Origin of the sequence: Salinisphaera sp. SWV1 (assembly GCF_052044155.1) — a bacterium.
Lineage (GTDB): Bacteria > Pseudomonadota > Gammaproteobacteria > Nevskiales > Salinisphaeraceae > Salinisphaera.
In genome coordinates this window covers 1-533 of sequence record NZ_JBQDYE010000179.1, presented here as the reverse complement: position 1 = coordinate 533, position 533 = coordinate 1, and the positions used below count along the sequence as shown (strand labels likewise).

At 45.2% G+C, this 533-nt stretch carries 1 pseudogene; it reads right to left on the bottom strand.

The features are described 5' to 3' along the window. A pseudogene (locus ACS8YF_RS20125) lies at positions 1-533 on the bottom strand (autotransporter outer membrane beta-barrel domain-containing protein); the annotation flags it as partial.

Sequence of the window (533 nt, the reverse complement as noted above, 5' to 3'; positions counted from 1 at the left end):
CCGGTGAATCTGCGTTCCCCAGTATCACTGTCCCCTGAATAATATCTGTCATCCCGGTCCATTTTGCGTTATCGCTAATGTTCAGTGCACCTGCTCCCGTCTTGCGAACATTACCATAACCACTGATATTGTTGGTAAGCTGCCATGCTGATGTACTGTTCAGAGTTAATGTGCCATAGTTATCAACAAAGGCTGTCCCCAGATTATCAGCCGTGGATACAGCCAAATGAGCCCCCTTATTCACGGTAAAAACACCGGAAAAATTACGATTATTACCCGTTATATCAAGCATTCCCCCATTTATGTTCAGAGAACCATCCCCTGCAATAGTACCTGCAGATTCTCCTCCATTATTCAGTATCAGGCTTCCGCCATGAATGTTCAGCACAGAGCCTGCAGCCGTCAGTAGTTTGCTTATTGTCTGAGGATACCCATTCATATCCAGTTCTGCGCCACGGGATAAATATAAATACTCAGTCCGTCCAAGAGCATCAGGTGCAGCAAGAATTAATACGCCAGATTTAACCTCAGTA